Source organism: Actinomadura madurae, assembly GCF_900115095.1.
GTDB classification, from domain to species: Bacteria; Actinomycetota; Actinomycetes; order Streptosporangiales; family Streptosporangiaceae; genus Spirillospora; species Spirillospora madurae.
In genome coordinates this window covers 264255-283187 of record NZ_FOVH01000007.1, presented here as the reverse complement: position 1 = coordinate 283187, position 18933 = coordinate 264255, and the positions used below count along the sequence as shown (strand labels likewise).

Here is an 18933-nt window from a genome sequence, read left to right as displayed (position 1 = left end):
CCCCCGCGCCGCGTCCCCGGAACACCGCTCCGCAGGCTCCGCGTCCTCGGCAGCCCCCCGCGCCGCGTCCCCGGTTCGCCGTTCCCCGGGCTGCGGGCGTTCGGTGGGCCGAGGCCCCGGGTCTTCGGTGGGCCGTTCCGCGGACTCTGTGTACGCGGTGGCTCTGGGCTGCGCGTCCGCGATGGGCCGTTCTGCCGGCTGCGCGTCCTTGACCGGGGGCGCGGGGCGTGTGGTGTGGGGGGCGGTATGACTGTGGGGAGCGTGGTGGAGAAGGATTCGCGGGCGGCGTTCGGGCATCTGCGGCTGGACGGCGTGACGCGCCGGTTCGGTAAGACGGCCGCGCTGAGCGGCTTCGACCTGCGCATCGAGGGCGGCGAGTTCATCGCGCTGCTCGGGCCGTCCGGCTGCGGCAAGTCGACCGCGCTGAACTGCCTGGCCGGGCTGCTGCCCCTCTCGGAGGGCGCGATCTGGCTGGACGAGGAGCGCGTCGACACGCTGCCGCCGGAGCGGCGCGGGTTCGGGATGGTGTTCCAGAACTACGCGCTGTTCCCGCACCTGACCGTCCGCAAGAACGTGGCGTTCGGGCTGTCGGTCCGGCGGGTCGGGAAGGCCGAGACCGCCCGCCGGGTGGACGAGGCGCTGCGCACGGTCGAGCTGACCGAGCACGAGCACAAGCTGCCGGGCCAGCTGTCGGGCGGCCAGCAGCAGCGCGTCGCCATCGCCCGCGCGATCGTGCTCCGCCCGAAGCTGGTGCTGATGGACGAGCCGCTGTCCAACCTGGACGCCAAGCTCCGCGTGCAGATGCGCACCGAGATCCGCCGCATCCACCAGCAGCTCGGCCTGACGACCGTGTACGTCACGCACGACCAGGAGGAGGCGCTCGCGCTCGCCGACCGGGTCGTGGTGCTGCGGTCCGGCAGGATCGAGCAGATCGGGACGCCCGAGGAGGTCTACACCTACCCGGTCAGCACCTACATCGCCGGGTTCATGGGCTACCGGAACCTGCTGGAGCTGCCCGTGCTGTCGTCCGGCGGCGACGGCGGCGGCGTCACGCTCGGCGAGCGGGGCGGGCTCACCCTGACCGGGGTGGGCCGGCAGCCGATCACCGGGGCGCGGGCGGTCGCCGCCGTCCGGCCGGAGGACTTCCGCGTCGCCGGGTCCGCGGACCGGGCGGCGGGGGAGAACCTCGTGACCGTCCGGGTGGAGGTGTCGGAGTTCCACGGGCGCGAGGTCGCCGCCGAGGGCGTCACCGACGACGGCCGCGTCGTCCACTTCCGGTCGCCGGAGCGGATCGCGCCGGGGGAGCGGGTCACGCTGGCCGTCTCCCCGGACCGCGTGCTCGTGTTCGGCGAGAGCGTGCGGGACGCCGCGCAGGCGCTCGACGAACCCGCCGCCGGGGCGCTCGGCGTCCCGGCGGGCGAGGCGGGGGGCACCGATGGCGGTTGAGGCCCCCGCCCGCCCCGAGGCGCCGCCGTCCCGGCGCGGCGGCCTGCGGCACCGGCTCGCCGAACGCGGCGTGGACCGGGTCCTGCTCCTGCTGGTGCCCGCCGTCCTCGTCGTCGGCCTGCTGTTCCTCTACCCGATGCTGTACGGGGTGGGGCTGTCGCTGCAGCCGAAGAACGGCGGCGGCCCGCTCGGCAACTACGCCGACTTCTTCAAGGACTCCTACCAGCGCGGCACGATCTGGAAGACGCTCAAGCTCGCGCTTCCGGCCGCACTGATCAACGTCGGCGCGTCGGTGCCGATCGCGTACCGGCTGCGCGGCAGGTTCCGCGGACGCCGCGTGCTGACGGCGCTGCTCGTCCTGCCGGTGACGCTCGGCACCGTCCTGGTGGCGGACGGGCTGCTGCGCTACCTCGGCCCCCGGGGCTGGTTCAACCGGGTGCTGCTCGACCTCGGCGTCGTGGACGAGCCGGTCCGGCTGATCTACAACTACTGGGGCGTGCTGCTCTCGCTGCTCATCACCGGGTTCCCGTTCGCGTTCCTGCTGGTGCTCTCCTACATGTCGGGCATCGACCCGACGCTGGAGCGGGCCGCCGCGACGCTCGGCGCCGGGCCCTGGCAGCGGATGCGGCGGATCGTCCTGCCGCTGCTCGCCCCGGGCCTCGCGACCACGTTCGTGCTGGCGTTCGTGCTGGCGTTCTCGGTGTTCCCCTCGGCGAACCTCGTCGGCGAACCGGCCGGTGAGACCCGGGTGATGGCGATCGCGGCCTACCAGGCGGCGTTCGAGAAGTACGACTACTCGATGGCCTCGACCATCGCCGTGCTGATGGGCGTGTTCGAGCTGCTCGTCATCTCGGTCACGCTGCTGCTGCGCGGCCGCCTCTACACCGGGCCCGCGATGGGAGGTAAGGGATCATGACCGCCGTCTCCCGCCCGCGCGGGCTGCCGAGGGGCCGGCTGAGCGGCTGGGCCGTCTGGATCTGCGTCGCGTTCTTCCTGGTCAACCTGGCCGCGCTGATCCTGTCCGTGGTCGTCAACTCGTTCGGGACCAGGTGGTTCGCCGGCTGGCTGCCGCAGGGCTTCACCAGCGCGTGGTACTCCGACGCGTGGGAGGAGTTCGCGCTCGGCGAGGTGCTGACCGTCACGCTGGAGATCACGCTCGTGGTGGTGGCGCTCTCGCTGCTGATCGGCGTCCCCGCCGGGTACGCGCTGGCGCGCCGCGACTTCCCGGGCAAGCGGATCGTGATGTTCCTGCTGCTGCTCCCGGTGCTGCTGCCGCCGATCACCTACGGGATCCCGCTCGCGACCGTCCTGTACAAGGTGCACCTGGCGGGGACGATGACGGGCGTCATCGCGGCGAACCTCGTCCCGGCCCTGCCGTTCGTCGTCCTCGTGATGACGCCGTTCGTGGAGCAGATCGACGCGAACGTGGAGTCGGCGGCGCGGATGTGCGGGGCCCGCACCCGGCAGGTGTTCACGCGGGTGCTGGTGCCGCTGCTGCTGCCCGGCATCCTCGCCGCCGGCATCCTGGTGCTGGTCCGGACCGTCGCCATGTTCGAGCTGACGTTCCTTGTCGCCGACGCCGACAGCCAGACGCTGATCGTCTCGCTGTACAGCGCCGCGTTCACCCCCGGCATCCGCGCCGCCCAGGCCATCGACGCGATGGCCGTGATCTACATGGCGCTGTCGGCGGTCCTGCTCGTGATCGCCCTGATGTTCGTCAACCCGACACAGATCGTCGCCCAGGTGAGGGAGGCCCCGGCCGAATGAGCCCAGCGGAGAAGAGGGCATGCGAATGAGCAGCGTCCGGTTCGACTACACGGGGGAGCGGGTCCTGGTCACCGGCGCCGCGGGCCTGATCGGCCGCGCGCTGGTGCGGCGCTTCGCCGGCGCGGGCGCGCGGGTGCTCGCCGTGGACGTGGACGACGACGGGCTCAAGGTCTTCGACGGCGACCCGCGGGTCGCGACGATGGTCGGCGACCTGGCCCGCGAGGACGTCGCCGACGCGGTCTTCGCCAGGCTCCTGCGGGACGGCGGCCTGGACGTGCTCGTCAACAACGCGGCGATGACCGAGGTGCGCACCCCGTTCATCGACTTCAGCGCCGGGCTGTGGGACGCGGTCGTCGCCGCGAACCTGCGCTCGGCGTACCTGCTGTCGGTGCGCGCCGTCCGGCACTGGCGCGACGCCGGCCGGGGCGGCGCGATCGTCAGCCTGTCGTCGCCGGGAGGCTCCCGGGCCCACGAGGACCAGAGCGCCTACGACGTGACCAAGGCGGGCATCGAGGCGCTGAGCCGGGCGATCGCCGTGGAGCTCGGCGGGCTCGGCATCCGGGCGAACTGCGTCGCCCCGGCCAGCGTCGTCGGGGAGATCCGGCCCGCCACCGACATCCCGGCCGGCCGCACCACCGCGCCGGAGGAGGTCGCGGACGCGGCGCTGTTCCTGGCGTCCCCGGCGGCGGAGCAGCTCAACGGGCACGTCCTGCGCGTGGACGGCGGGCTGCACGCGCGGCTGCGCACCGATCCGGCCCAGGAACAGCAGCGCGCCCCTGCCTAGGGGCCTCCGGGCGCCGGGCACGGTGCCGTGGGCGCCTGCGGTTCGGCGGAGGACGTCGGCGCCGGACTGCGCGAGGGCGTCCGCGAGGGCGGCCGGGCGGGGCCGGTCCGGCGCAGGTTGTGCCGTTTCATGACGGCCTGCAGATCGGGCCTGCCGCCCGTGCCGTCGGCGTCGGCCAGCGTCGGGCACGCCCACGCGTCCTGCCGCCCCCACGAGTAGCTGATGTCGAACGCGGGGCGCGGGACGAGCCGGTCCCACCGGCGGAGGATGGAGGTGAGCTGCGCCTCGTCCGGCAGCCGCCAGTGCCGTTCACCGTCATTGCAGGACTGCCCGAACGTCTGGAACACGGGGACGATCATGCGCTGGGGGAACCCGGCGCGGGCGGCCTGCCCGACCATGGTGTCGATCGCGTCCAGGTCGCAGCCCCCGCCGCCCGTCCGGCACGGGTAGGGGTCGAGCCCGATGAGGTCGAGATGGGTGGCGGACGGTCTGAGCGGCCGCATCGGCCAGTCGGTCAGCGAGGCGAACGCGACCTGCCCCGGCGCGTACCGGTGGACGATGTCCGCGCGCCGCCGGATCTCGCCGACGATGCCGGGGCACTGGTCCGGGTTCGGCTCGTCGGACAGGTACCAGCCGTAGACGCGGGCGTTCCCGGCGAACCGCTTCACCGTGGCCGCGAACGCGGCGTCGCTCTCCTCCTGGAAGGCGCCGCAGGTGGTGTTGCCGACCCACAGCAGGGCCCGTCCGCCCTTGGGCAGCGCGGCGATGTCGTCCTCGTCGGGGTCGGTGTCGAACAGGTCGTAGCCGAGCGCGGCGGCCTCGGCGCGGTCTCCGGCCGGCATGTTGAGCGCGAGGTGCAGGGTGCCGCTCGCGCGCTGGTGGGCGGCGGGACGCGCGGCGGCGTCCCCCGGCGAGGGGGCGATCAGGTACCCGGTGACGGCGCCCGCGAGGGCGGCCGCGGCGCCCACCGCGGCCAGATGCATCGCGGCCAGTTGCGTCTTCATCGGCTCTCCCGGCGTCGCTGGTGCGCCCAGCGTCGCACGGACGGAGCGTGATCGCGGGAATACGCGACGGACCGGCCGCCCGCAACGGCGGGGGCGGCCGGTCCGGAAAACGCGGACGGGCGGTGAGCCCTGGGGACGGGTCAGACGCGCCAGGACTGGACGAGCGCGTCCAGCGTGGCCTGGTCGTAGACGATCCCCTGGGACGCCAGCTCCTGGGCGACCAGCTCGCCGTCGCCGTGGTGCTTGGCGAGCAGCCGGTACACCGCGTACGGGAACCAGTGGTTGTCGCTGATCCGCTGGATCTCCGCCTCGTCGCAGCTGTAGCCCTCGGCCCGGACCTCGGCGAGCGTCCCGGCGACGTCCCCGTGCCGGCGTTCGAGGACGTCGATGACGAGGGCGCGCAGGTTCTCCGGGTTGGCGGCGGGCGCCGGTGCCGGTTCCTCGGTGGCGGTGCCGTAGGAGCTGCGCCCGTTGAGGCTGCCGCGGGCGGCGGCGCTGACCACGGCCAGTTCCGGCTCCGGCTCGGGTTCCGGCTGCGGGGCCGGAGCGGGGGCGGGGGCCTTGGGAGCGGGCGCCGGGGCGGTCGCGGGCGCGGCGGCCTGGGCGGTCGCGCCGGCGGCGGCCTCGCGTGCGGTCTCGGCCTTGGGCTGCGGCGCGGCGGCGGCCGGGGTGCCCGACTCGATCGCCTTCCCCGAGTGCCCGGGGACCTGGATCTGCGGGAACGGGCCGGTGTTGCGCATCGGCATCAGCGTGATCTGGTTCAGCGTGACCGGCCCGGCGATCGCGCGCGTCTGCGGCTCGGGCGGCTTGACCTCCTCCTCTTCCTCGTTCGACACGTACCGGTGCAGGGTCCGCAGCAGGACGAAGAGGCCGAGCATGGACACTATCGGCGGCACGGCGGCCGTCGCCTGGTAGGAGAACGTCTTGTGCCCGACGTGCCCGACGTTGAAGATGAGGCTGGCCGTCCAGCCCGCGATGGCGATGGACAGCGGCAGGCAGAAGTCCAGCCAGCTCATCAGCGTCCGGCGGCGCAGCACGAAGGCGTCTATGGCCAGCAGGAAGAGCCCGAGCTCTCCGACGATGATGAACAGGTCGACCAGCAGGGGGAAGGACTCGGCCTTCCAGCCGCGCAGGCCGTGTTCGAGGGCCCAGTGGTAGAGCCCGGCATAGGATTGGGCGAAGCCACCGGCGGTGGCGGTCAGGACCGCGGCCGCCATGAAGGCGATGGCTCCCCACCGTGTGATGACCTGTGCCCGGTTGGCAGCGCTCATGCGGCGTGTGCTCCCAGATTTCCTTACACAACCAAGAGTGATCGCAGGGAGACTATCCATTCCTTTGCCGTTTCGTGGGCGATTCGCATCACGTCTCGGTCGCATTTCCGGGAAACCGCCGATCGGCGCCACCGGCCGCCCCACGGCTGAATTGTCCTATTGTGTCCATTTATTGGAGTGGAACGGGCGGTCCCGCCGCTCCACGCGGGGATTTGGCGCCGAGTGCCAAAGCCCGCCCGCAGCGTCGTGCTGACTCGCTCATTGACCTTCCTGACACGCCATAGAAGCCTGGCGGGTGGCGTCCGAGACCCCGTTCGCAGACCGGAGGAGCGTCATGTCCACGCTCGCAGACAGCTCGGACCGACTCCTGCTCGTCTCGGCGTTCGAGCGGATCGAGGCGTGGATCGAGGGGCGGCTGCACGACCCGTCCCTGTGCCCGGCGTCGATCGCGGCGGCGCACCACATCTCCGTCCGCCAGCTGTACCGGGTGTTCCGGCCGTCCGGCACGACCGTCGCGCGGCACATCCGCGCCCGCCGCCTGGAGAACTGCCGCCGCGAGCTCGCCGACCCGCTCTTCGGCGCGGAGCCGATCGGCGCGATCGCGAACCGCTGGGGCATGCCGGACGCCGCCGCCTTCAGCCGCGCCTTCCGCGCCGCCTACGGCCAGACCCCGACCGCCTACCGCGCCCGGACCGCGGGCATCCGGCGGGGCGGCTAGCGCCGCGTGCGCCGGAGGCGGCGCGCCGTGGTGAACTGGAGGCGATGCCGACAGGCGTGAAGGGAGACACGGACATGTCGCTGACCATGCGGCCGGGACCGCTCGCGGGATCCCCCGGCGACGAGGTCAACTTCACCATCGACGGGCCGAAGCACCGCCTGTTCATGCACCCCTTCCCGCGGCGGGTCCGGGCGCGGTTCGCGGGGGAGACCGTCCTGGACACCGAGCGCGGGCGGTTCCTGCATGAGACCGGCCTGCTGCCCGTCCTGTACGTCCCGGAGGAGGACGTGCGGACCGACCTGCTGGAGAAGACCGAGCACACGACGTACTGCCCGTTCAAGGGCGACGCGGCGTACTGGACGGTGCGGGTCGGCGACCGCGCGGCCGAGAACGCGGTCTGGGCCTATCCGGAGCCGAATCCGGAGTCGGCGTGGCTGCGCGGGCACATGGCCTTCTACTGGAAGCGGATGGACGCCTGGTTCGACGAGGACGAGGAGGTCCACGGGCACCTGCGGGACCCGTTCCACCGTGTCGACGCGCGCGACACCTCCAGGCGCGTGCGGGTGCTGCTGGACGGGACGGTCGTCGCGGAGACCGAGCGGTCGAGGCTGCTGTCGGAGACGGGGCTGCCCAACCGGTTCTACATCCCGGCCGAGGACGTCCGCCGCGACCTGCTGACCCGGAGCGAGAAGCGCACCGTCTGCCCGTACAAGGGCGAGGCGACGTACTGGTCGCTGGACGGCGCCGAGGACGCCGCCTGGTCCTACGAGCGGCCCCTGGAGGACGCCGCCAGGATCGGCGGGTATCTCGCCTTCGACCACGAGGCCCTGACGATCGAGGCGGACACGCCCGGCGCGGGCGCCTGACCGGTTCGCGGTGGAAGGTCCATCTGTCGCATAGTTTCGGCATGGTGGATACCTCCCTCTATGCGGCGTTCGTCGTCGCGGCCTTCGCCCTCTGCGTCACCCCCGGGCCCGACATGATGTTCATCGTCGCGATGGGCGGGCGCGGCGGGCCCGGAACGGGCGTGATGGCCGCCGTGGGCGTCGCCGCCGGCGCCCTCACGCACGCCGTCGCCGCGACGCTCGGGCTCTCCGCCCTCTTCACGGCCCTGCCGGCGCTCTACCACGTGCTGCGCTGGGCCGGCGCCGCCTACCTGCTGTACCTCGCGGTCCGGTCGTTCCGTGACCGCGGCGAGCCGGGTGAGGGCACGGCCGCGGTCGGCCCCGGGCGGCCGCGCGCGTTCTGGCAGGGCGTCGTCACGAACCTGCTGAACCCCAAGGTGATCCTGTTCAACATCGCCTTCCTGCCGCAGTTCGTGAACCCGGCGCTCGGGCACCCGATGGTCCAGCTCCTCGTCCTCGGGATCACGCTCGTCCTCATCGGCCTCGCCGTGGACGCGTCCGTGGGGCTGCTCTCCGGCCGGCTCGCGGACCTGCTGCGGCGCAGCCGCCGCGTCGCGCGGGGCCTGAACATCTTCAGCGGCACCGTCTTCACGGGACTCGCCGTGCGGCTGCTGGCCGTCCCCAAGTGACGTCCGCGGGTTTACAGTTCAGATGACCCCGGGCAAAGGAGGCGGCTGTTGGCACCGTACGCGGCGTCCTCTCCGCCTCCGGCGTTCTGGGCCGCGCTCGACGCCGCGCAGCGCTCCGCGCTCCGCGCCGCCGCGCGCCCGCGGACCTTCCAGGTGAAGGCGCCCCTGGTGTACCAGGGCGACGAGTCCGACCACGTGATCATCATCGAGCGCGGCTGGGCGAAGGTGACCTCCTCGACCGAGGACGGCCACGACGTGGTGCTGGCCGTCCGCGGGCCCGGCGACCTGCTGGCCGAGAGCGCGGTGCTCGGCGGGCGGCCGCGGGCCGCGACGGTCACCGCGCTGTCGCCGATCCGCGCGCTGGTCGTGCCCGCGGCCCGGTTCACCGGGTTCCTGGACGCCCATCCGGACGTGTGGATGCTCGTCACCGGCACCTTCGTCCGGCGCATGGACGACTCCGACCGGCGGCTGGCGGCGCACATCACGAGCCGGGGCCCGCAGCGCCTCGCGGCGCTCCTCACCGACCTGGCCGAGCGGTCGGTCCACCACGCCCCGCCCGCGCCGGACGGGTCGATCGAGATCGGCCCGCCGCTTTCGCAGGAGGAGCTCGGCAGCTGGATGGACGCGTCCCGGGAGACCGTCGCCCGCGCCCTCGCCGGGCTCCGCCGGGCGGGCCTGATCCGCACCGGCTGGCGCAAGATCACCGTCGTCGACCTGCCCCGCCTCCGCGAGTTCTCGAAGGAGCAGGACTGACGCGCGGTCCCTCCGGCCGCGGGCGTCCCGGGCGCCCGGCGGAACTTGCCGGTGACAAAATGGCGGCATGAGCGGCGACGGCTACCATCACGGCAACCTGCGGCGGGCCGTGCTCGACGCCGCCGTCGAGGCGATCGCGGAGTCGGGCCCGGCGACGTGGAGCCTGCGCGAGCTGGCCCGCCGCGCCGGCGTCTCGCACGCCGCGCCCGCCCATCACTTCGGCGACAAGACCGGGCTGCTGACGGCCGTCGCCGCCGAGGGCTACGCGCTCTTCGCCGACGCCCTGGAGGCCGCCGGCGACGACCTGCACGACGTCGGCCTGGCGTACGTCCGGTTCGCGGTCGGGCACCGGGCCCACTTCGAGGTGATGTTCACCCCCGCGCTCTACCGGGCCGACGACCCCGGGGTCGGCGCGGCCCGCGAGCGCGCCGCGCTGGCCCTGCGCGAGGGTGTCCGCGGGGTCGCGCCGGGCGGGCCGCAGGACGACCGGACGGCGGGGATCGCCGCGTGGTCGATCGTCCACGGCTTCGCGCACCTGTGGCTGAGCGGCGCGCTGCCCGACCTCGGCGACGACCCCGTCGCGGCGGCCGGCCCGGTCATCCGCCTTCTCTTCGAGCGCTGATCTCGCGTCCCGCTCCGGCGGCCACGGCGTCCTCCCGGTTCCCGTTCTCCCCGGCCGGGGGACGTTCCGGGACGACGGCGAGGTCGGCCCGGAACCGGCGGTTGAGCGCGGCGCGGAGCCGGCCGGCGGCGGTCCGGCCGCGCGGGCTCTCGATGTCGTCGACGGGCGGCGGGACGTCCAGGTCGACGGCGGGCGCCGGCCGCGGGTCGGTGATGGCGGCGATCGCCTCGTCCGGCAGGTGCCGCTCGACCTCGCTGAACCTCCCGTCGGGCGACTGGCGGATGATGCCGGTCTCCAGGCCGTGGGCGGCGAGCGCCAGGTCGCGGCGTTGCAGGCCCACGCAGATGCGGTAGGCGACGATGTAGGCGAGCACCGGCCCGAGGATGATCAGGAAGCGGAAGAACCAGGTCGTCCAGAACAGCGGGATGTGGAACCGGTCGGCGAGGACGTCGTTTCCGCCCGCGAGCCAGAGCGTCCCGTAGAAGACCACGCCGCCGACGCCGATGCCGGTGCGGGCGGGGACGTCGCGCGGCCGGTCCAGCAGGTGGTGGATCTGGTGGTCGCCGGTCACCCAGCGCTCCAGGAACGGGTAGACGGCGAGGCCGGTGAACAGCAGGCCCGGCACCACCAGCGCGGGGATCACCACGCTCATCGCGACCGTGTGCCCCCACGCGTTGATCTCCCAGGCGGGCATGATCCGCAGCGCGCCCTCCAGCCAGCCCATGTACCAGTCGGGCTGGGAGCCGGAGCTGATGGCGCCCGGGTCGTACGGTCCGAACAGCCAGATCGGGTTGATCTGGACGAACGCGGCCAGCAGCGTCGTGACCCCGAGCACCCACAGGAACAGCGACGTGGTCTTGGCGATGAAGACGGGGAAGAACGGGTAGCCGCGGACGGTCGTGTTCGAGCTGCCCTTGCCCGGGAACTGGGTGTGGGTCTGCCGCCAGGTCAGCACGATCGCGTGCAGCGGGATCAGCGCCGCCAGGAGCCCGGGGATCAGCAGCACGTGGATCACGTAGAGGCGGGGGATGATGTCGGTGCCGGGGTACTCCCCGCCGAACAGGAACATCACCAAATACGACCCGACCAGCGGGATCGACGCGGTGACGCCCTCCAGGATCCGCAGGCCGGTGCCGGACAGCAGGTCGTCCGGCAGCGAGTAGCCGAACAGGCCGTTCAGCATGACCAGCATGAACATGAGGATGCCGATGAGCCAGTTCAGCTCGCGCGGCTTGCGGAACGCGCCGCTGAAGAAGTTGCGGAGCAGGTGGACGAGGATCGCGCCCATGAAGATGAGCGTCGACCAGTGGTGGATCTGCCGGACGAGCAGCCCGCCCCGCACATCGAAGCTGATCTTGAGCGAGGAGGCGTACGCCTCGCTCATCTCGACGCCCTTGAGCTTGGTGTACGAGCCGTTGTAGACGACCTCGTGCATGCTCGGCTTGAAGAACAGCGTCAGGTACACCCCGGTCAGCAGGATGATCACGAACGAGTACATCGCGATCTCGCCGACGAGGAAGCTCCACTGGTCCGGGAAGGCCTTCTTCACGGCCTTGCGGGCGAAGCCGGTCGTGCCGAACCGCTCGTCCAGCGCCCGCGCCGTGCCGTCGACGCTCCTCGGCGCGCCGCGTACGCCCGGCCGGCGGCCACCGGCCGTTCTCGTCCCCGCCATCGTCAGCATCCTCCCGCGCATCTGGGCATGTCGCTTCTAGGCATAAGACCGATGCGGGATGCCGTATGTGACATCGTCCGGTGTGGACCGGATCACAGTGCGGGACGGAGGCGCGCCGTCCTCAGCCGGTGGCGCCGGCCAGGCGGGTGCGGCGCATGTAGCGCGGACGCCAGCGCGCCCGGTAGAAGAGCCGGATCGGCGGCGGCAGCATGCGCAGCACCGCGCGGCGGCCGGCGGCGGGAGCGCCGTCCAGCAGCCAGGGCAGGAACACGCCGAGCCCGCGCAGGCCCAGCTCGCGGCGGAACTCGACGTCGAAGGTGCCCCACTCGAACGGCGTGAGCGTCTCCTGGATCAGCGGCAGCACGTTGGCCTCCTTGAAGTCCAGGAGCGTGTCCACCGAGACGCGGAGGTCGCGGGCGTAGAGGGCGAACGCGCGCTGGTCACGGTGCTCCAGCGCCGCGTCCAGGCCGTCGATCAGCGGGACGACCTTGACCGCCCGCAACGCCATGGCGTCGAGGACGACCCCGACCCGGCCGAGCCCGCCGGACGGCCGCGCGCCGGCGTCCTTGGCGTACATGACCGTCCAGAGGGCCGCCTTCTCCGCGCGGTCCTGGAGGCGCCAGTGGCCGGTGAACAGGGACCAGCTGTTCGCGACCGCCCTCCCCGGCGGCTCCGCGCGGTGACCGGATCCGGCCGCCGCCTCCAGCCGGGCGGTGTCGCGGCGGAACGCGTCGTAGGCGGCGTACAGCATGGTCAGGTCGAACTTCCTCGCCACACTCTCCATGCCGCCTCCCAAGCCCTCCGCGCCGGTGCCGCCATAGAAATAGATGGGCGGCGCACCCCTTTATGTGACGCGATGCGGAGCATGACTTCTGTGATCTGCCCCACGGAAGGCGGGTTATGCGGCGGCCCTCACCCGGGCGGCGTCCGGACGCGGCCGTCGGATAACGTCGCGGGCGTGCGACCCAAGATCTCCGAAGAGCCCGGAACGCGGCTGGAATCCCTCCACTCCGTCCTCGACCTGCTGGACCTGGAGGAGCTCGACCGTGACCTCTACCGGGGCACGCTCGTCTTCGACGACCCGTACCCGCTCTACGGCGGGCAGGTCGCGGCGCAGGCGCTGCGCGCCGCCGGCGGCACCGTACCGGAGGGTCGCCTGCCGCACTCGCTGCACGGCTACTTCCTGCGCGGCGGCGACGCGGCCCGGCCGACGATCTTCCGGGTGGACCGGGACCGCGACGGGCGCTCGTTCTCCGCGCGCCGGGTGGTGGCGCTCCAGGGCGGCGAGGTCATCTTCAACATGTCGGTGTCGTTCCAGCGGCCCGCGGAAGACGTGGACCGGCAGGTGCACCCCGCGCCCGCGGCGCCGGACCCGCGGACCCTCCCGGAGTCGCCGGTCCCGCGGCTGTTCTCGATGGAGGGCCGCGTCCCGCCGCAGCCGTACGAGCCGGCCGACTTCCCGACCCGGCTGTGGTCGCGCTGCACCGTGCCGCTGCCGGACGACGACCTGCTGCACGCGTGCGTGCTGACGTACCTGTCCGATATCTCCAGCGGCCTGATCGCGCTGCACGACGGGCGCGCCCGGTCCGGGTCCAGCCTCGACCACGCGGTCTGGTTCCACCGCCCGGTCCGGATGGACGAGTGGGTGCTGATGGACCTCGTCCCGCAGACCGTCGCCGCCGGGCGCGGCTGGTACACGGGGACGCTCCACACCGCCGGCGGGGTGCTGGCGGCCAGCCTCGCCCAGGAGGTGCTGTTCCGCACGCCCCGCGACTGACGCGGCCGGGGCCGGCCTCCGAACACGAGGAGGCCGGCCCCGGGGGCACCGGCGGGGGGACGGTGCCGTTCTCGGAGCGCCTCTATCTCCAGGTGTCGTCGGCGGTGCGGCCGGACGTGCCGGTCGTGTACGTCCGGTTGGCGCCGCTCTCCCATGTCACGGCGCCCGCGTCGGTCTTCTTGACGTACTTGTACTGGATCTCGGTCCTGGCGGGCAGCGTGACCTCGCCGCTCCAGACCGGGTAGCCGGCCGAGGAGAGCTTCACGGCCTTGGCGGGGTCCCACGACCCGAGCGCCGGGACGTTCCCGACTAGGTAGACGCTGGTCCCCCAGGTGGTGGTCGCGTGGACCCTGAACGTGTCGGTGACGGTCGCGGGCGTCGGTGTGGCACCGGTCTTGGCGTCGGCGTGAATGGCGACCGCGCCGCCCGCGGGGATGGTCACGGTGGCCGTGCCGCCCGACACGGTGACGGCCGTGCCCGCGCAGCCGTCCGGGCCGAGGCCGCCGGTGATGACGTCGCAGTAGACGCCGTCCGCGAGACCCGTCCGGTAGGACGAGGTGGACGGCCCGGAGGAGTCGTTCAGCCCGATCCAGCCCCGCGACCCGCGGCTGAACCCGATGACGTCTCCCGCGGTGGCCGTGAAGTTGGAGACCGTGGTCGCGGACGCGGTCGCGTTGCGCCACCCGACCATGCCCTTGATCCCGGTCGAGCGGGTGAGGCACTGCCAGCCGCCGGCGCAGTTCGCGGCGGTGACGAACCCGTTGGAGTCGGCGGGCGGCGACTGCCCCCTGGACGACCAGGTGAACCCGTCGTAGACGGTCGGCTTGCCGTACGGGTAGGCGAGCAGGAAGTAGGTGGCGAGGGTGTAGTCGGCGCCGTTCCTGTAGCTGAGCGTGGAGCCGTCCCGCTCGGTGTCGTGGTTGGTGATCATGGCGTAGGTCTGGGAGCTCTCCGCGTCCAGCGACCAGGACGGGATGCCCGACAGGTTCGACAGGGTGCCGTTCTGGAACTGGGTCTTGAGGCCCATCGCGTAGGCGAAGCCGAGCACGTCGCCGTTGGAGGTGAACGCGGACGCCTTCAGGTCCGGATTGGTGGCGCCGGGGAAGACCTCCTGGGCGATGTAGGGCGCCTTGCCCTCGGCGGTGGTGGGGTTCAGCGCGCCCTTGATGGCGGCGAAGTCGCTCTGCGCGATGTGCTTGGCGGCGTCGATCCGGAACCCGTCCACGCCGAGCCCGATCAGGTCGTTGAGATACCCGGCGATCTTGCCGCGCACGTAGCCGGTCTGCGTCTTGAGATCCGACAGCGACACCAGCTCGCAGTTCTGCACCTCGGACGTGTCGTTCCAGTCGTCGATGCCCGCGTCCTCGTCGTTGCAGTAACCGTCGTTGGCGTGGTGGAAGTCGCCGTACCCGTAGGGGACGGCCGGGTAGGAGAACCCCGCCGGATCGAACGTCGAGCCTCCGTAGGTGGTGTTCACCGTGTTGTTGTGGCCCGCCGTGTGGTTGATCACCGCGTCCACGTACACGCGGACGCCGGCGTCGTGGCAGGCGGTGACCATGGCGGAGAACTGGGCGCGGGTGCCGAGCCTGCTGGTCAGGTCGTAGGAGACGGGCTGGTAGACCTCCCACCAAGGGTGGGCGCCGTCATCGGTGGACGCGAGGCTGACCGACTCGGCGGGCGGCGCGACCTGGACGGCCCCGTACCCGGCCGGGCCGAGGTGGTCGGTGCACGCGGCGGCCACGGACGGCCAGTTCCACTCCCAGAGGTTGGCGGTGACGTCGCTGGAGTTGAGGGAGGCGGCGGCCATGGCGGGGCGGTCGGGGAGAAGGACCGCGGCGGGGGAGAGGCCGCCGAGGACGAGGATCCCGGCGGCGAGCAGGGATCGGCGGCGGGGGACGCGTGCGCGTCGGACGTCGGTGGGGGACATGTCGGCGAACTCCTGACACGAGGCGCCTGGCGGGCGCCGGAGGGGGTGGGGGACGGCCGTCCGCGAGCACCCGTGAGAATGCTCCCTTCTTGCAGTCCGGTCAAGAGCTTGCGCAAGGTTTCAATGGACTTGCAGAAAGCGGGCAGTGTCAGGAAGCCGGTTCCGAGCCTTGCGCGGTGAGGCGTTCCCGCTGGGGAACGACGGTGTACCTGGGGTCGCGCGCGGATTGCACCCCGGCGTGAAAGACCCCGAAACGCGTGCAGGCCGAGCCCGCCAGGAGCGCCGCCCCGCTGAGCGCCGCCGCGGCGCGGCCGCGCCCGCCGAGCAGGGCGCCCCCGGCGGCGCCCGCGGCCGACAGGATCTCGCCCGCGCGCATGAGCCGGCCCGCCCTGCCCACCGTGTACGGCTCGGCCGCCAGCCCGGCCCGGCGCTCCATCAGTCTGGCCGCGCCCACCTCCAGCGCCGCGCCGGCCACGGCGGCGGTCCGCATCGGGCCGGTCTCCCGGACCGGCGCCGTGAGCAGCGCCATGCCGGCCGCGGCGGCGGTGCCCGAGCCCACGAACACGAACGGCAGCTCCCGGTGCACCTCGTGCCAGGCGGGCACCGCCGTGTCGGCGACGAGCACGGCGGTGTAGGCGGCGACGGCCGGGCCGAGCGCGGCGGCGCCCGCGGTGGCGGCCCGGCCCGGGCGCGGGAGCAGCCCCGTCACGTCCAGCACGGCGGCGGCGCCCGCCGCCGGGCCGTAGGCGGCCAGGATCCAGGAGCCCACGCTCATCGGCGAGGTCGGTTTCATCACGCGCAGCATGTGGGCGAAGCGCTCGGGCCGCCCGAGGTCGTGGATCAGCGCGGCCGTCGACCCGGCGATCGCGGCCAGCGACGAGATCTTCAGCGCCCGCGCCGCGGCCGGACGCCCGGTGAGCTGCGCGCCGGCGGCCAGCACCGAGCCGGCGCCCGCCAGGCCGCCGAGGAAGAAGTACGCGGCGACGTCGGCGGCCTTCCACACGGGCTGCTTCAGGACCGGCCTGCCGTAGTACGACGTGAACTCCGCCTCCGGCACCATCGCCTTCTCGCCGCGGCGCCCGCGCCGTCCTCCGCGCCGTCCCCCGCGGCGGTCCGGTCCCGCGCCGACCTGCGCCTCGCGATCCGGTCGCGCGCCGCGCACGCCTTCCCTGCCGACGTCGGAGGTGCTCATCGTCAGGCTCCCTTGCGGCCGTGGGCGGCGAAGACGGCGGCGAGCCCGCCGGCCAGCGCGGCGGCGGCCAGGCCCGCGTGCCGCCACATGGACGGCAGGTCGCGCGTGGTGACGACCGGGTCCGGCGGCAGCCCGTACACCTCCGGCTCGTCCAGCAGCAGGAAGAACGCGCCGTCGCCGCCGACGCCGTCGTCCGGATCGTGGCCGTAGAGGCGCGCGTCCTCGACACCGAGGTCGTGGAGCTGGTCGACGCGCATCGCGGCCCGCTCGCGCAGTTCCTCCAGCGGGCCGAACTGGATGGAGTCGGTCGGGCACGCCTTCGCGCAGGCCGGCTCCTGGCCCGCCCCGAGCCGGTCGTAGCACAGCGTGCACTTCCAGACGCGGCCGTCCTCCTTGCGCTGGTCGATCACCCCGTACGGGCAGGCGGGGACGCAGTAGCCGCAGCCGTTGCAGATGTCCTCCTGGACGACCACCGTGCCGAACTCGGTCCGGAACAGCGAGCCGGTGGGGCACACGTCCAGGCAGGCGGCGTGCGTGCAGTGCTTGCACACGTCGGACGCCATCAGCCAGCGCAGGTCGGTGCCCCCGTCACCGGGCGCGCCGGTGTGGTCCACGCCGGACTCGGCGTGCCCCATGGGCTTGTCCTGCTCGATGAACGCGACGTGCCGCCAGGTGTCGGCGCCGAGCCCCTGCGTGTTGTCGTACGACATGCCGGTGAACTCGAGGCCGTCCTCGGGAACGGCGTTCCACTCCTTGCACGCCACCTCGCACGCCTTGCATCCGATGCACACGGACGTGTCGGTGAAGAAGCCCATCCTGGGGGGAGCGTCCGGATAGCCCGCGTCGGCGGCGACGTCGGGTTCGGCTCCGGCGAGCAGGTTCCGTCCGACCAAGCTGCCCATCCCAGGACCTCCCATCCGCGGCGCCGACGCTCTTCCGCCCTTCCCGGGGACGCGCCGCCTACACCCCGTCCCGCGGGCCGGTCCCGCCGTTGACGCCCGTTTCGGCGGCTGGATAGCTTTCGGGGATGACGGTGGAAGGCGGCGGCTACGCGGGCCCTCTCGACCAGACGCTCGGCCTGCTGGTGACCGAGGCGTCCGACCGGGAGGTCGTGGCCGAGATCGAGGTCACCGCCAAGCTCATGCAGGCCTACGGGATCGTCCACGGCGGGGTCTACTGCGCGATCAACGAGACCATCTGCAGCATGGGCGCCGCCCTCACCGTGGGGCTGGACAACCAGGTCGTCGGCGTCAGCAACCACACGCGGTTCATCCGGGCCGTGCGCGGGGGCCGCCTGACGGCCCGCGCCCGCCCCGTCGACCGCGTGGACGACCACGTCACCTGGCAGGCGACGATCACCGACGACAAAAACCGCGTCGTCGCCGAGGGAACCGTCAACCTGCTGAAACTCTCCCCGAAGGACTAGGCCCCGGCACCGGGGACGACCTCTCGGCCGGCGGTGCCGTCAGGTCTCCATCGCCTTCCACTGGCGGTCGGCGACGGGGCGCCAGGCGTCGTGGCGCTCGTGGAAGAGCGCGAACGCCTGGGATCCGCTCCAGTCGTCCGGGAGGAGCTCCGCCGGGAGGCCCGGGTCGAGGAACGGGAACCGGCGCCATTCCTGGACGAGCCGGGTGTGCGCGGCGAACGTGCCGGCGTCGTCGGCGGGGCACAGCGCGCCGGCGGCGTCGAGGAAGTCCTCGTAGGCGAGCTCGATCTCGTCCAGGTCCCAGGCCTGCCGGGCCACGCGCCGCGCCTCGTCGAGGTCGCCGAGCCGCCCCACGAACAGGGTGGAGGAGCCGGCGACGCCGATCTCGGCGAGGACCTCCCGGACCTCCTGCTCGCGCTCGGGGTGCGGGCTGACCCACACGCCGGGGGAGAGGTTGCCGAGGCCGTTCCAGGCCAGCCGCGTCCGCAGCAGGTGGCGGAGGCGGCGGCTGGTCTCCGGGACGGTGGCGAGCACCACCAGCCACCGCCCGTCCCAGTCGCCGACGGGGCCGCCGAAGCCGTAGATGCGCTCGGTGCCGTCGGTGAGCAGCCGCTCGCCGGCCGGGGTGAGCCGCCAGGCGGTGCGGCGGCCGTGCCGCTCCCCGGCGAGCCAGCCCTCGCCGGCGCTGCGGGCGAGCGCCTGCCGGACGGCCTTCTCCTCCACGCCGAGCAGCCCGAGCGCCCGCAGGAACGTCGCCGTCCAGACCGGCCGGCCGCCGGGGAGCACGAACTCGCCCAGCACCGTCAGCAGCAGCGAACGCGCGCTCGCCGCGCCGAGCTCGCGCCGGCGGCGGAACCTCGGCTCGGGGCGGGCCGCGTCCTCGCCGGTTCGGGCCATGTGCTCCTCCTTCTGGGCCCTTCTGGGGCACGCCCGTCCATGGAAGCCTGTCCAGTATCGCGCGAGCCGGGCCCCGTCCCGCGCCGGTTCCGCGCGAAGGACCATCGTTCCACAAGTCTATTGACTAGCGTTTTGTGCCTGTA

Annotated in this window: 19 protein-coding genes; 11 read left to right on the top strand and 8 right to left on the bottom strand. The window is 73.1% G+C overall.

Features of this window, described 5'->3' with window-relative positions:
* Nucleotides 1-261 precede the first annotated feature (261 nt).
* The 4 genes from BM339_RS21510 to BM339_RS21495 are packed head-to-tail and all read left to right on the top strand — an operon-like array spanning nucleotide 262 to nucleotide 3997.
* Complete coding sequence (locus BM339_RS21510; RefSeq protein WP_200871917.1) at nucleotides 262-1446, top strand: ABC transporter ATP-binding protein; 1185 nt, start codon at nucleotides 262-264, stop codon at nucleotides 1444-1446.
* Complete coding sequence (locus BM339_RS21505) at nucleotides 1436-2362, top strand: ABC transporter permease (protein WP_075022000.1); 927 nt, start codon at nucleotides 1436-1438, stop codon at nucleotides 2360-2362. The genes BM339_RS21510 and BM339_RS21505 overlap by 11 nt, the downstream gene beginning before the upstream one ends.
* Nucleotides 2359-3213 carry an ABC transporter permease gene (locus BM339_RS21500; RefSeq protein WP_021599964.1) on the top strand — a complete coding sequence of 285 codons (855 nt, stop codon included), beginning with the start codon at nucleotides 2359-2361 and terminating at the stop codon, nucleotides 3211-3213. Before BM339_RS21505 ends, BM339_RS21500 begins: the two co-directional genes overlap by 4 nt.
* A gap of 19 nt (nucleotides 3214-3232) precedes the next feature.
* Nucleotides 3233-3997 (top strand): SDR family NAD(P)-dependent oxidoreductase, encoded by a 765-nt coding sequence (locus BM339_RS21495; RefSeq protein ID WP_081842779.1) that lies wholly within the window; start codon nucleotides 3233-3235, stop codon nucleotides 3995-3997.
* Here the strand turns inward: BM339_RS21495 and BM339_RS21490 are convergent.
* On the bottom strand, nucleotides 3994-5001 hold the full coding sequence (locus BM339_RS21490) for a hypothetical protein (protein WP_075021999.1): 1008 nt from the start codon (nucleotides 4999-5001) through the stop codon (nucleotides 3994-3996). The genes BM339_RS21495 and BM339_RS21490 overlap by 4 nt on opposite strands.
* Before the next feature lie 140 nt (nucleotides 5002-5141).
* On the bottom strand, nucleotides 5142-6272 hold the full coding sequence (locus BM339_RS21485) for a DUF2637 domain-containing protein (protein ID WP_075021998.1): 1131 nt from the start codon (nucleotides 6270-6272) through the stop codon (nucleotides 5142-5144).
* Nucleotides 6273-6606: 334 nt separating this feature from the next.
* Here BM339_RS21485 and BM339_RS21480 point away from each other — a divergent pair, with 334 nt between their 5' ends.
* The 5 genes from BM339_RS21480 (at nucleotide 6607) to BM339_RS21460 (ending at nucleotide 9899) form a co-directional block, all read left to right on the top strand.
* A complete protein-coding gene (locus tag BM339_RS21480) occupies nucleotides 6607-6990 on the top strand; it encodes a helix-turn-helix domain-containing protein (RefSeq protein WP_021598397.1) in 384 nt (127 codons plus the stop codon).
* 74 nt (nucleotides 6991-7064) lie between these two features.
* The gene (locus BM339_RS21475) at nucleotides 7065-7856 is read left to right on the top strand and encodes a DUF427 domain-containing protein (protein WP_075021997.1); all 792 of its coding nucleotides are present in this window, start codon (nucleotides 7065-7067) and stop codon (nucleotides 7854-7856) included.
* Between the two features lie 41 nt (nucleotides 7857-7897).
* Nucleotides 7898-8524, top strand: coding sequence for a LysE family translocator (locus BM339_RS21470; RefSeq protein ID WP_021598395.1), 627 nt, complete (start codon nucleotides 7898-7900; stop codon nucleotides 8522-8524).
* 48 nt (nucleotides 8525-8572) lie between these two features.
* Nucleotides 8573-9277, top strand: a complete 705-nt coding sequence (locus BM339_RS21465; RefSeq protein WP_021598394.1) for a Crp/Fnr family transcriptional regulator — start codon at nucleotides 8573-8575, stop codon at nucleotides 9275-9277.
* A gap of 67 nt (nucleotides 9278-9344) precedes the next feature.
* The gene (locus BM339_RS21460) at nucleotides 9345-9899 is read left to right on the top strand and encodes a TetR/AcrR family transcriptional regulator (protein ID WP_021598393.1); all 555 of its coding nucleotides are present in this window, start codon (nucleotides 9345-9347) and stop codon (nucleotides 9897-9899) included.
* Here BM339_RS21460 and qcrB read toward each other — a convergent pair.
* Nucleotides 9874-11571 carry a cytochrome bc1 complex cytochrome b subunit gene (gene qcrB / locus BM339_RS21455; RefSeq protein ID WP_075021996.1) on the bottom strand — a complete coding sequence of 566 codons (1698 nt, stop codon included), beginning with the start codon at nucleotides 11569-11571 and terminating at the stop codon, nucleotides 9874-9876. The genes BM339_RS21460 and qcrB overlap by 26 nt on opposite strands.
* A 121-nt stretch (nucleotides 11572-11692) precedes the next feature.
* Nucleotides 11693-12355, bottom strand: coding sequence for a hypothetical protein (locus BM339_RS21450; protein ID WP_075021995.1), 663 nt, complete (start codon nucleotides 12353-12355; stop codon nucleotides 11693-11695).
* Nucleotides 12356-12529: 174 nt separating this feature from the next.
* Between BM339_RS21450 and BM339_RS21445 the strand changes: the two genes are divergently transcribed.
* Complete coding sequence (locus BM339_RS21445; RefSeq protein ID WP_256255409.1) at nucleotides 12530-13348, top strand: acyl-CoA thioesterase; 819 nt, start codon at nucleotides 12530-12532, stop codon at nucleotides 13346-13348.
* An 82-nt stretch (nucleotides 13349-13430) separates the two neighbouring features.
* Here the strand turns inward: BM339_RS21445 and BM339_RS21440 are convergent, their stop codons facing one another.
* The 3 genes from BM339_RS21440 to BM339_RS21430 form a co-directional block, all read right to left on the bottom strand.
* Entirely contained in the window at nucleotides 13431-15275 is a 1845-nt protein-coding gene (locus BM339_RS21440; RefSeq protein ID WP_075021994.1) for a carbohydrate-binding module family 20 domain-containing protein, read from the bottom strand.
* A 148-nt stretch (nucleotides 15276-15423) separates the two neighbouring features.
* Nucleotides 15424-16467 carry an NrfD/PsrC family molybdoenzyme membrane anchor subunit gene (gene nrfD / locus BM339_RS21435; RefSeq protein ID WP_075021993.1) on the bottom strand — a complete coding sequence of 348 codons (1044 nt, stop codon included), beginning with the start codon at nucleotides 16465-16467 and terminating at the stop codon, nucleotides 15424-15426.
* 2 nt (nucleotides 16468-16469) lie between these two features.
* Nucleotides 16470-17282: a 4Fe-4S dicluster domain-containing protein gene (locus BM339_RS21430; protein ID WP_235206566.1), complete on the bottom strand. Its 813-nt coding sequence runs from the start codon at nucleotides 17280-17282 to the stop codon at nucleotides 16470-16472.
* Between the two features lie 212 nt (nucleotides 17283-17494).
* Between BM339_RS21430 and BM339_RS21425 the strand changes: the two genes are divergently transcribed.
* Nucleotides 17495-17893, top strand: a complete 399-nt coding sequence (locus BM339_RS21425; protein ID WP_075021992.1) for a PaaI family thioesterase — start codon at nucleotides 17495-17497, stop codon at nucleotides 17891-17893.
* Nucleotides 17894-17932: 39 nt separating this feature from the next.
* Here the strand turns inward: BM339_RS21425 and BM339_RS21420 are convergent, their stop codons facing one another.
* Nucleotides 17933-18790 (bottom strand): PaaX family transcriptional regulator, encoded by an 858-nt coding sequence (locus BM339_RS21420; protein WP_021596250.1) that lies wholly within the window; start codon nucleotides 18788-18790, stop codon nucleotides 17933-17935.
* Nucleotides 18791-18933: the final 143 nt, after the last annotated feature.

Bases quoted from the DNA above. Each gene is read 5' to 3' on its own strand.
- BM339_RS21485 (WP_075021998.1), bottom strand. From the start codon at position 6,272: ATGAGCGCTGCCAACCGGGCACAGGTCATCACACGGTGGGGAGCCATC.
- BM339_RS21420 (WP_021596250.1), bottom strand. From the start codon at position 18,790: ATGGCCCGAACCGGCGAGGACGCGGCCCGCCCCGAGCCGAGGTTCCGC.
- nrfD (WP_075021993.1), bottom strand. From the start codon at position 16,467: ATGAGCACCTCCGACGTCGGCAGGGAAGGCGTGCGCGGCGCGCGACCG.
- BM339_RS21460 (WP_021598393.1), top strand. From the start codon at position 9,345: ATGAGCGGCGACGGCTACCATCACGGCAACCTGCGGCGGGCCGTGCTC.
- BM339_RS21425 (WP_075021992.1), top strand. From the start codon at position 17,495: ATGACGGTGGAAGGCGGCGGCTACGCGGGCCCTCTCGACCAGACGCTC.
- BM339_RS21500 (WP_021599964.1), top strand. From the start codon at position 2,359: ATGACCGCCGTCTCCCGCCCGCGCGGGCTGCCGAGGGGCCGGCTGAGC.
- BM339_RS21450 (WP_075021995.1), bottom strand. From the start codon at position 12,355: ATGGAGAGTGTGGCGAGGAAGTTCGACCTGACCATGCTGTACGCCGCC.
- BM339_RS21475 (WP_075021997.1), top strand. From the start codon at position 7,065: ATGTCGCTGACCATGCGGCCGGGACCGCTCGCGGGATCCCCCGGCGAC.
- BM339_RS21490 (WP_075021999.1), bottom strand. From the start codon at position 5,001: ATGAAGACGCAACTGGCCGCGATGCATCTGGCCGCGGTGGGCGCCGCG.
- BM339_RS21495 (WP_081842779.1), top strand. From the start codon at position 3,233: ATGCGAATGAGCAGCGTCCGGTTCGACTACACGGGGGAGCGGGTCCTG.
- BM339_RS21440 (WP_075021994.1), bottom strand. From the start codon at position 15,275: ATGTCCCCCACCGACGTCCGACGCGCACGCGTCCCCCGCCGCCGATCC.
- BM339_RS21470 (WP_021598395.1), top strand. From the start codon at position 7,898: ATGGTGGATACCTCCCTCTATGCGGCGTTCGTCGTCGCGGCCTTCGCC.
- qcrB (WP_075021996.1), bottom strand. From the start codon at position 11,571: ATGGCGGGGACGAGAACGGCCGGTGGCCGCCGGCCGGGCGTACGCGGC.
- BM339_RS21505 (WP_075022000.1), top strand. From the start codon at position 1,436: ATGGCGGTTGAGGCCCCCGCCCGCCCCGAGGCGCCGCCGTCCCGGCGC.
- BM339_RS21430 (WP_235206566.1), bottom strand. From the start codon at position 17,282: ATGGGCTTCTTCACCGACACGTCCGTGTGCATCGGATGCAAGGCGTGC.
- BM339_RS21480 (WP_021598397.1), top strand. From the start codon at position 6,607: ATGTCCACGCTCGCAGACAGCTCGGACCGACTCCTGCTCGTCTCGGCG.